This is a genomic window from Saccharopolyspora rhizosphaerae, assembly GCF_003931915.1.
Classification (GTDB): Bacteria; Actinomycetota; Actinomycetes; order Mycobacteriales; family Pseudonocardiaceae; genus Saccharopolyspora; species Saccharopolyspora rhizosphaerae.
Genome location: NZ_RSAA01000035.1, coordinates 495,614 through 506,127 on the forward strand (window position 1 = coordinate 495,614; position 10,514 = coordinate 506,127).

Consider the following 10,514-nt stretch of genomic DNA (forward strand, 5'->3'; position numbering starts at 1 on the left):
GCCATCTCCTCGTTGCTCACCAGGCGGGGTAGCGCTGCGCCCAGCCCGGGTCCGTCGGCGGCCCGGGGCTGAACTCCGCCAGCGCGTCCTTGGCCACGGTTTCGACCAGTCCGCGCAGTTCGAGGGTCTCCTGCCATTCCGCGGGAACGGCCCGAGTCCCGTGAAGCGCCCCGCCAATGTTGCCGCACACGATCCCGGTGGAATCCGAGTCCCCCGAGTGGTTCACCGAAAGAAGCAGTGCACCACGCAGGTCTTCGGTGGCCAGCACCGCGTAGAGCCCGATCGCGAGAGCTTCCTCGCCGACCCAGCCGCCGCCCAGTTCCCGCGCGATCTCCTCAGGAGGAACGGGTCCCCGCTCGGCCAAGGCGACGGCCTTGTCGAGGACCCGAAGCTGCTCCTCGTGCTCGCGCCACCGGGTCAGCAGTTCCCGGGCAAGCCGCACCGACTCCCGCAGCGGGACCTCGCGGATCAGCTGGTGCACGATCACCGCCAGCACCCCGGCGGACAAGTACCCGCTGGGGTGGCTGTGGGTCAGCGCCGCGGTCCCGACGGCCGCGTAGAACACCTCGGCCGGATCGTTCGACCACACCGCCACCGGCGCGGCCCGCATGACCCCGCCGCAGCCCTTGGAGTCGTTGATCCGGTTGTGCGGGGTCGCCGACACCCCGGTCCGCGCGAAGTGCGCCAGCGCCGACATGCAGGTGTTGCCCGGAGCCCGGGTGGCGAACAGCTGCGGGTGGGTGATCAACCACCCGTCGGGCCGCTGCAGGTGCTGCGCGTAGGGCCCACCCGCACGCGCCCAGTCCTGCCCCTGCGTGTGGAACCAGCGCTGGTACGCGTGCTGCACCTCGGGCACCGGGTCGTTGTCGGTCGGCTGCATCCGCCGAGCCACGTGCGCCCGGATCAACCCCTCGAGCGTGAACAACATCATCTGGGTGTCGTCGGAGATCTGAGCGACCCCGTCCCGGAGCACCGGCCCGGTGACCCCGTCAGGACCGTGGTGCCGCCGGATCATCTCGATGTCGTGGAACTCCACGGCGAACCCGAGCGCATCCCCCACAGCCCCACCGATCATCGACCCCAGGAACCGCTCATGTGCGTCGAGTGGCTTCTCGGCGGTCGTCGGTCGCACGGGCTTCGACGAACTTCCACTCATGGGCGGATACCGCTGCTTCCACTCGTCGTCGTCCCGCGGGAAGTCTTTGAGCTGCTCAGGAACGTCTTGGGCGAGCCGGAAGACCAACTTGGCCGACTTCGAAAGTCCTTCGGCCCAGTGCGACGGGATGATCTCGATGCCGTCGAAGCTCGCTCCCATGATGGCCCCGGCCAACGCCCCGGTGACCACACTGTTGCCGGAGTGGTTGACCGCGATCCGCACCGCTTCGTCGAAATCGGTACCCGCGGACTGCACCGCGCACGCCGCGATCGCCAGTGCCGAGGCCGGATCGAAACCGTCACCGAGCGCCTCGAGCTGCTCAGGCGTGATGTCAGGGCGCGCCGAGGACTCCGCGGTTCGCAGGAGGTGCAGCACCCTGTCGCGCCGGGGACCAAACCGGTCGGCCTCGACCTCGATGACCTGACCAAAACCGCGAACGTAGTTCTTGGTCATCACCGTCTGCTGCAGCACCACCGCAAGAGCCTGAACCGCGGCGACCGACTCTCCGGACATCCCGAGCACGCCGCACACCTGCTCGACGTGTGCGATGACGTCTCGACTGCTCGGCGACCACAGCCCTGCTGGGATGGCCGTGTACAACAGCTCAGGAAGGGTCGTGTGTCGTCCGGAGATCCCTGCCGCGACAGCCTCCACGGCACGAGATCCGGCGATCCGCTGCGGAAGGTGCAGGCCCAACCAGCCGAACCGATGCGGTGCCTGCGCCGCACCCGACGTCCACAGCTCATAGGTGGCGCGCAGTTCGGCGGTCGCGTCCGCAGCTCGGAGGAGCGCTCGGTCAAGTCTGATCCGGCCGTCCAGCGACAACGCGAGCACCACGAGGCCGTCCGACATCCGCTCACCACCGGAGTGCGGCCCCAACGACGTCACACCGGACTCCCCGAACCGCTCCCGGATCTCCGGCCACGGCAATGAGACGACCCGATGGCCGAGCGCGTCACCGATCAATGCGCCCGTGACCGAACCGAGGAAGCGTTGGACCCGCTCCGAAGCGAGCTCCTCGCCGCCCAGCACGGTCCGCCTCACCGGCTCGTTCACAGTTCCATCCCCAGCACTTCCCATCACAACCGCCCGCTCGTGGAGATCAACCGAAGTCTCCCGCCATCATGTCCGCGATGCTGCCCTTCGCTCCGGGCGGCGGCGGTGTGTAGTCGAACTTCGGGGCGGGCGGCAGCTCGCCGCCCGGCATGTCGTCCAACAGCACTTGCTCGAGTTCGATGTGCCACACGCCTGTGTTCTCGTCGAACCACTTGCCGGTCACCTTGAACGATGAGCCGGGCGGCACCAGGATCTCGGCCTCGCCGTCACGCGGATTGAGGAAGCGGAGGTCCTTGCCCGTTCGAAGGTCCATGTGGAACTCGACCTTGCCCGGGAACTTGCTCTTCGGTTGTCCCGGGTTGTTCGGGTCTTCCCGGACGCTGGTGCTCGTGAACGCGTTCTCGCGGATCATCGATCCGGGCTCGTACCCTGCTGCGACCGCAGCGGCGTGCTCAGGAGTAACCGCACCGACCACCCGGTGTGCCTTGCACGCCTCGTCGGGGAGTTCGTTGAGCGCCGAGACCATCGTCTCGATCTTGTCCCGGTGAGTTGCCAGGGCGTCCGGGTCCTGCTCACGCAGGGCCTTGTTCATGGCTTCGTAGTGTCCCGGCTGCGTGTACGCGTGCAGTTGCAGCAGCTCCGTCCGGTCCATGTGCTCGATCTTGACGGCCAGTTCCGGGTTCTCCTCCCGGATTCGGGGCAGGTGCCGGTCCAGCATCTCGTTCAGCCCGCGGTCGAGTTCCTGGCCCCGATCGTCACGTGCGTAAGACTGCTGGACGGACTCCCGGGTCTCGACATCTGCTCGGTAGTCCGCGTCAGTGATGCGCTCCATGAACCGGTCGGGATCGACCGGGTCGTGGCCGAACCTCGTTTCGGCGTTGAGGCGGTCGATCCCGGCGCTGGTGGTATCAGCGACCTCTGGTTCGAAGTCCGACTTCCAGGAGTCCCCACCCGGCGCTTGTGAGGGCTCGGGCGTCCCGGTGGGTTCGAAGTCGTCGAATTCCGAACCCGAACCAGGTGTGACCGGGTCATGTCCGGGCAGCCCCGGATCGAAGTCGTCCAAGACGGTTCCCGAAGCCGATGTCGCAGGCTCCGGAACCTCTTGCGAATCCGCGGGTTTCACAGCCGTAGAGGTATCTGCGCGGTCGAAGTCCGACTTCCAGGAGGAAGACGCCGACACGTCCGACCTGGACGAAATACCCGACTTCGTCGGGATGAAGTCGTCGAGAACGGGCTTCGGAGGAGGTGACGTGGGCATGATCGGCCCGTTCGAACGCGGTGTGCCCACGCCGTCCCACCGGGGTGATGCGTCCTCTCCGAGGGGCGCGGCAGGCTGGTGGGCCGCCGAGTTCGTCGGCGGCTGAGACGTGGTCTCGGCGGGCTGAGGGCTGTACTTCGCAGCAACAGGTTGTTGCGCTGGCGATGCCGGTGCAGGGCCCTGGCGTTGTGGTGTCGGCCCGCTCGCCTGACCCGGCGGTGGTGGGTGCGCCGGTGTCGATGGGTGCTGTGGTGCCGCGTTCGGCGGTGTCTGCGGTGGCAGGGACGCCTCCGGCGGGGAAGGCGTCGAACTCGGCGCGGCAACGTGCGGTGCTTGCTCGTGCGCGGGTTGGGAATGCGTTGTTGGCGGGTGTCCGCCCGGAGCAGGAGACGGTGTGCTCGGGCGTCCGTTCCACGACTGCCCCGGACCGCTGGGCGGGAACGTGTTCGGGTGCCTGACCTGCTGGGGCTGAAACCCTTGCTGCTGCGGTGCGTTCTGCCGCGGAGCTGAGGACGCGGACTGCTGAGGAGGCGGCGTGGACCCGCCCTGCTGGCGACCCGGGGGCGAGTACGCAGCCTGCTGCGGGGACTGCGGTTTTCCAGGTGGAGCTGACGGATGCGGCGGGTAGCCACCCGACTGTTGGGGTTGCTGTGGCGGGTAGCCACCGCCCATCTGCCGCGGGTGGTCCTGCGGGGCGCCGTGCTGCGGGTAGCCGCGCGGAGCGCTCGGCTGCTGCGGGCCTTGGTACGGCAGGTGCTGCGGAGCAGCCTGCTGCGGATGTGGCTGTCCCGACCCGGACTGCGGGAAACCCTGGGGCGGGATCCCTCCCTGCTGCGCCACAGGCTGCGGACCCTGCGGTTGCTGCGGGAAGCCGTGCGGTTGCTGCGGGAAGGTTTGCTGTGGCGGGAGGTTCCCGTGTTGTTGCGGTGGTGGGGAGGCGTTCTGCGGCGGTGCGCCGAACTGGCCCTGCGGGGGCGCGTTGCTGAAGTTGTGTCCGGTGACGGGGTCTGTGGAGAAGTCCTCGTCCTTGCGACCACCGAAGAGGCCGCGCCGGTGGGCGGCTTCGGCTCGGACGCCGTGGCGGACCCATTCCGGTTGGTGGCCGGGTGGGTAAGGGCTGCTGTGGACCGCTTTGGTGCCGTCGGGGCGGTAGGCCGTCCACTCGCCCGGCGAGTCGAGGCGGGGGTGCGGGGCGCCTGAGTCGTCCTCGTCGAACTTCGCCCTGGTCTCACTGGCGTAGATGTTGCCGTGGTTGTCGACCCATGCGTTGGTGTTCGGGGCCAGGACCTCGACGCCGAGCTCCTCGGAGAGCTGCTGGGCGAAGTTCCTCGAGCCGTCGGGCACGTCGGCACCCGTCTCGCAGGAGACCAGGCGGATGGGTGTTCCGTCCCGGTAACCCGGGGTGCCCTTGATGATCTCGGCGAGTTCCCGGGCGTCGAGTTCGTGGCCCCGGAACTTCGCCCCGCCCGGGCCGCCGTGCACCTCGACGGTGAAGCGGTGGGGGTCGACCGAGCACTGCGGCCGTTTGTGGGCCCACTCGGCCCGGCCGTAGTACCTGCTCACGTCGGGTTTCGTGAACGACAGCCCGGCCCTGTTGGCCTCGATCTCGCGGAGGTCCCTGCCGAGCTTCTCCCGCAGCTCGGGTGAGATGTCGAACCGCGGCGTGTGGCTCGCCTTGTAGTGGGTGGCCTCCCACTGGTCCTTCGGCGGCGTTTCAGCGGCCATCGACTCCGCGGTCGAGACCTTCGGCTGCTCGGGTCTTGGCTGCTCAGGAAGGCTGTTCGGCGGTTCCGGAGCGCGCTGGGCAGGGACAGGAGTGCGCGGCGAGTCCGCCGTGCGCAGGTGGTCCGGTCGCGGCGGCGCCACGTGCCGGCCCTGCACCTGCGCGCTGGGACGGACCGGGGCCTGCGGCGCACCGGCCCCTGCCGGGTGCACCGGCGCCGTGGCCGGACGCGGCGCGGCGGAGCGTGCGTGCACCGGTGACAGGCCGGCCGGGCGTGCGGAGGGAGGCGAGGTGCGCGGCGTGTGCGCGGGGACGTTGCGAGCAGCACCAGGGTGCCCGGACGTGCCGGTCCAGCCTCCCGAACCCTGGTGGCCGCCGCGAGGCGGAGGCGTCCCGTTCCCGGAAGCCGGCGGGCCTGCGGGCGCGTTCGTTCCGCCCGCGGGCGCGGCACCCGACGGCTGGTCGGGGCGCGGCGCGGCGGGAGCGCTCTGCGGGGACGCGGTGTCCGGCCTGGCCGGAGCGTCGACGCTGGCGGCAGAGGTGTGAGCGGGCGCTCGCGGGACGTCGGAGGTGTGCGTTCCCGCGCCTCCGGAGCTGGAACCACCTTGCCCGCCAGGAGCGCTGTCCGCGTGGCTCGACGAGCCAGAGGCGGAACCCACGTCGGCCCGGGGCGATCCACCGGAGCCAGCCGCCGAACCCGGGTCGGCACGAGACGAACCACCGGACTCGGGTGTCGAACCGGCATCGCCGCGGGGCGAACCGCCGGACTCGGGAGTCGAACCGGCATCGGCACGCCCTGAACCACTGGAGTCAGGCGTCGAAGCGGTATCGGCTCGCCCATACCCACCGGACTCGGGAGCCGAACCGGCATCGCCGCGGGGCGACCCACCGGACTCGGGAGTCGAACCTCCGTCGGCACCCCCTGGACCACCGGACGTCGGACTGGAACCGCCTTGTGACGAACCACCGCCGGAGTCCCCTCGTGCCTGCGAGCCCGAGTCGGCCTGCGACGACCCGCCGGAGCTGGAACCGGGATCCGCGGACGACCTCGCCGACGAGGGCTCGGCCGGTGACGCCCCGCCGGAGCTCGACGTGGAGTCCGATCGACCCGGATTCGCACCAGCGTCGCCCGGCGCGGAACCCCGCTCCGCAGCGGGAGAACCCCCGGACGACGAACCACTCGTGTCCGAAGTGGACCGCGCACCCTCGGAGCCCCGGTCGGAGGAAGCGGACTGACCCTCGGCGGACGACGCCCCCTCGCCGGAGCTGTCTCCGTCCGGTGCGTCAGGATCGCCGAACTTGGCGCGGTGTCGCCCCACGACGTCGGTGCCGAAGGTCTCGTCGACCTGCTTCCACGCCTTCTCCGCGAGCTTGTCGCCCATGCGCCCGGCGACGTCCAGCTTGCCGGCGACCTTGCCGGCCGTCGTCATCCCGGCTTTGCCCTTCTCCCCGAGGAGCTTCATGATGTCGCCGAAGACTTCGGCGAGCTTGGCCAGCTTCGGGGAGACGTTGCTGATCGTGCGGGTCAGCTTGGTGACGATGTCGGCGATCTTGGTGATGGTCTGGGAGATGAACGTGATCGCCTGCGGGACCACCCAGGCCAGTGACGCGATTGGCGGCGCCAGAGCTTCCAGGGCGTAGGTGATCAGTCGCGCGACGCAGTCGGCGACCAGGTCGCGGACGAACTCGCGGACGAACGAGACTACCTCGCCCATGATCGTGACGACCGAGCTGATGGTCCCCGCCAGCTTCGCCGCTCCGGCGAGCGCTTCGCCCTTCTCCGCGGCCGTCCGGCGGTAGGCGTCGCCGGCGGCACCGGTCCACTCCGCGGTGTCGGCCTTGACGGCGGCTCGGTACTGCTGGGCGGCCTCCTCGACCGCCTTGGAAACGTTCTCCCAGCTCTTGCCGTAGGCCGCGACGCCGTCTGGGTCGCCGGCGAACCAGTCGAGGGCTTCCTGGAGCGGTTGGACGTGCTCGATCAGCCAGGACAACCCGTAGGAGAGCAGGGTGCCGATCGGGTCGACGGCGAGGCTGATGCCCTCCATCGCGAGGCCGCCGTAGGCGAGGCCGGACTCGACCCAGTTGGACCCTTCGTCCAGGCTCGAGACGTCGTTGACGGACTCAGCGAGGCCGATGCCGGCCGCCCAGCCCTGGTCACCGGTGCCCTTGGTGATGAACCCGTCGTCGTTCTCCGGTTGCTGCTCGACGAGCGGGTTCGTCACGGCCGCACCCCGCTCATCAGTTCGCTGCCGCCGTCGTCGACCTGCTGGTAGTCCTCGGCGGTGGCGCGCACGTCCTCGGCGATCCGCTGCATCGACGTCACGGCCTCCCGCAGCGCATCCACGCCGTTCTGCTCGGCGAGGTCGATCATCCAGGCGAAGGGGCGGCACAGGACGCCGTAGGCGTCGTTGTCCATCGAAACCTGCTGCGAGGCATCGACAGCCGTGTTCAGCTGGTCGACCACACCCTCCACTTTGGACGCGTGGGCGCGCAGGTCCTCGACGACGACGTTCATCTCATCAGCCATGTGGTGCCCCCGGGTCAGCGCAGGAAGGAGCCGTTGCCGAAGTCCTCGTCGTCGAAGTCGTCCGGCCGTCTGCGACCCGACGGGCGGCGAAGCGGCTGGTGGTCGTCCTCGACGGCGGGACGGATCTCGTTCGGCCCCGCCCCGCGCGGCGGCTCCTCCTCGGGCGGGGGCTCCGGGAAGTGCCTGCGAGCCTGGTCGAGCACGTGCTGCGCGGCTGGATCCGCCAGGCCGACCGTGTCCTCGACGGCCTGCTGCATCTGGCCCGGGATCTTGGCCTGCGCCTGCTGCACGAGCCGCATGATCTCGGCGCCGAGCCGGGGCATCGGCCGGTTGTTCGCGTTGTCGGCGAGCTGAAGGTCCTGCAGCATCCCCGAGGAGGCGACGGTCACCCGGATCGCACCGTCGCGGGACGTCTCGGTCACCGAGATCTGCTCGACGTGCTGTTGCAGCCGGGTGAACTTCTCGGCCTTCTCCGCGGCCCGGTCCTGCCACTCGCGAACCATGCGCTCGGCGGCACCGATGTCCCTGCCGAAGTCCTCCGACACAGCACTCCCGTCGATCAAGCGTCCAGCGGCTCAGCACGGTACCAACCGATCACCGGACCACAGGCTCGATCCGGGTTTTCCAGACCGAGGCGAGGATCACGGTCACCCGCGAACCGGGAGGTAAGGTCGGCGTCGTGACGGTGCGTTGGTCCGCTGAGCTGGCCCAGCCAGACAGCAGGCAGCTGACCGAGGCCCTCAGAGCGGCCATCCGGGACGGTTCGCTGGCCGCCGGGACCCGGGTCCCCTCGACGCGGGCGCTCGCCCAGGAGCTCGGGATCGCGCGTGGCACCGTCACCCGCGCCTACAACCAGCTCGTCACCGAGGGCTTCTTGGTGGCTCGGCAGGGCGCTCCGACCGTCGTGGCGGAACTGCTCGCGACCCCCGCACCCCCCGACGCGCCCGAGCGCGCGCAGCCCGAGGTCGCGCGGTGGGACCTCCGCCCGGGGCGGCCGGACCTCAGCTCCTTCCCTCGCCGGGACTGGCTGGCGGCGAGCAGGCGGGCCTTGCGCGACGCCCCCACCGACGACCTCGACTACGGCGACCCGCAGGGGCACCCGAGGCTGCGCGAAGCGCTCGCCGGGTACCTCGCGCGCGAGCGGGCGGTGGCCACGACCCCGGCCAGCATCATCGTTTGCAACGGCTACACGCAGGCGTTGTCGCTGCTCAGCAATGCCCTCGCCGATCGCGGCACGACCTCGGTCGACTTCGAGGACCCGTCGGCCCCGCACCTGTGGGACATCCCCGCCGGGTTCGGCATGTCCGTCCACGGCATCCCGGTCGACGACGAGGGCATCGACGTGTCGCTGCTGCGCAGCCGGGCCGTGGTGGTCACCCCGGCGCACCAGTTCCCGCTCGGCGTGGGCATGAGCTCGGCGCGGCGGGCCGAGCTGGTGCGGCGGGCCAAGGACGAGGACCTGGTCGTCATCGACGACGACTACGACGGCGAGTTCCGCTTCGACCGGCAACCGGTCGGCTCGCTGCAGGGGATGGCCCCGGAGAACGTCGTCTACGCCGGGACCGCGAGCAAGACGCTCGCCCCGGCGCTGCGTCTGGCTTGGCTGGCGCTGCCGTCGTGGCTGGTGGAGCCCGTCCGCGAGCTCAAGCGGCACAGCGGGCTGCACGCCCCGTTGTTCGAACAGCTGGCCATGGCAGAGTTGATCTTGTCGGGGGCCTACGATCAGCACGTCCGCCGATCGCGCGCCACCTACCGGCAGCGCCGCGAGCAGCTGGGTGAAGCGCTGCGCGGTATGCGTGCGAGGCACCGGCCCCACCCGGCCGGGATCCCGGCCGGACTGCACGTGACCTTGCAGCTCGACCCCGAGGGACCTGCGGAGCGGGAGGTCCTCGAGAGGGCACGGCGGCACTCGGTGGAGCTCCAGGTCCTGGGGCCGCACTGGCTGACCTCCGGAGCGCACCCGGCCGGCGTCATCGTCGGGTACGCGGCGCCCTCGGACCGCGCGTTCCGCCCCGCACTGCAAGCGCTGGTCGCCGTCCTCGAGCGGTGACCCGAACGGGCGACACTGCGCGTCGCCGCGTGTCCACAGCACGAATGGGGAACACTTGTTCTACACTGGTGCCCCCTCCCGCGATAAACAGGAGATTCAGTTGACCGAAGAGCAGACCACCCCGGCCGAGGCCACCGGAGCGACCAGCACGACGCCCTCCGACGTCGACGCCGCTCCCGCTTCGGCCGAGACGCCGGCTCCGGCCGCCGCCGAGGCGCCCGCAGCGGCTCCGAAGAAGCGGCAGACGCGCAAGAGCACGGCGAAGAAGACCCGCACGGTCGAGCTCACCCTCACGGTCACCGGTACGGCCGACGGCGAGTGGCAGGCCGACCTGATGCACCAGGGCAAGCGGGTCGTCCAGGCCCTGCCGGTCGCCGCCGCCGCGGTGTCGAAGGCCGCCGCCGAGCTGAACACGGAGATCTCCGAGACCATCGAGGGCGTCATCAACGAAGCCCGCCAGCAGCACGAGGCCAAGCTCGCCGAGCTGGAAGCCGAGGTCGAGCGAGTCCGGAAGGCCCTCGCCGAGCTCGAAGGCTGACCGATGATCTCCGGGGTGCCGTGGTCCCCTCCCAGGCACGGCCCCCTGGACATGGAAGAGCCCCTGCCGTTCGGCAGGGGCTCTTTCACGTGGTGACCAAGGGAAACGACGGGACGAAGTCAACGAAATGATCAAGAGCGGTTCCGGATGGGCGCTGCCCTCCACTAGCTTCCAGATCATGACTGCACCCGCTGAACAGACGCTCC

6 protein-coding genes are annotated in these 10,514 nt (G+C 70.1%); 2 read left to right on the plus strand and 4 right to left on the minus strand.

Going from position 1 to position 10,514, the window contains the following annotated elements:
- Positions 1 to 16 precede the first annotated feature (16 nt).
- The 4 genes from EIL87_RS25285 to EIL87_RS25300 are packed head-to-tail and all read right to left on the minus strand — an operon-like array spanning position 17 to position 8,265.
- Positions 17 to 2,212, minus strand: coding sequence for an ADP-ribosylglycohydrolase family protein (locus EIL87_RS25285; RefSeq protein ID WP_158628696.1), 2,196 nt, complete (start codon positions 2,210 to 2,212; stop codon positions 17 to 19).
- A gap of 46 nt (positions 2,213 to 2,258) precedes the next feature.
- Positions 2,259 to 7,415, minus strand: a complete 5,157-nt coding sequence (locus EIL87_RS25290) for a WXG100-like domain-containing protein (RefSeq protein WP_125093069.1) — start codon at positions 7,413 to 7,415, stop codon at positions 2,259 to 2,261.
- Positions 7,412 to 7,720, minus strand: a complete 309-nt coding sequence (locus EIL87_RS25295; protein WP_125093070.1) for an ESX-1 secretion-associated protein — start codon at positions 7,718 to 7,720, stop codon at positions 7,412 to 7,414. The genes EIL87_RS25290 and EIL87_RS25295 overlap by 4 nt, the downstream gene beginning before the upstream one ends.
- A gap of 14 nt (positions 7,721 to 7,734) precedes the next feature.
- Entirely contained in the window at positions 7,735 to 8,265 is a 531-nt protein-coding gene (locus tag EIL87_RS25300) for a YbaB/EbfC family nucleoid-associated protein (RefSeq protein WP_199740605.1), read from the minus strand.
- A gap of 134 nt (positions 8,266 to 8,399) precedes the next feature.
- On the opposite strand from EIL87_RS25300, the gene pdxR reads away from it, so the two are divergent.
- Positions 8,400 to 9,770 (plus strand): MocR-like pyridoxine biosynthesis transcription factor PdxR, encoded by a 1,371-nt coding sequence (gene pdxR, locus EIL87_RS25305; RefSeq protein WP_125093071.1) that lies wholly within the window; start codon positions 8,400 to 8,402, stop codon positions 9,768 to 9,770.
- A gap of 100 nt (positions 9,771 to 9,870) precedes the next feature.
- On the plus strand, positions 9,871 to 10,308 hold the full coding sequence (locus EIL87_RS25310) for a DUF6319 family protein (protein WP_125093072.1): 438 nt from the start codon (positions 9,871 to 9,873) through the stop codon (positions 10,306 to 10,308).
- The last annotated feature ends 206 nt before the right edge of the window (positions 10,309 to 10,514 follow it).

Bases quoted from the DNA above. Each gene is read 5' to 3' on its own strand.
- EIL87_RS25295 (WP_125093070.1), bottom strand. From the start codon at position 7,720: ATGGCTGATGAGATGAACGTCGTCGTCGAGGACCTGCGCGCCCACGCG.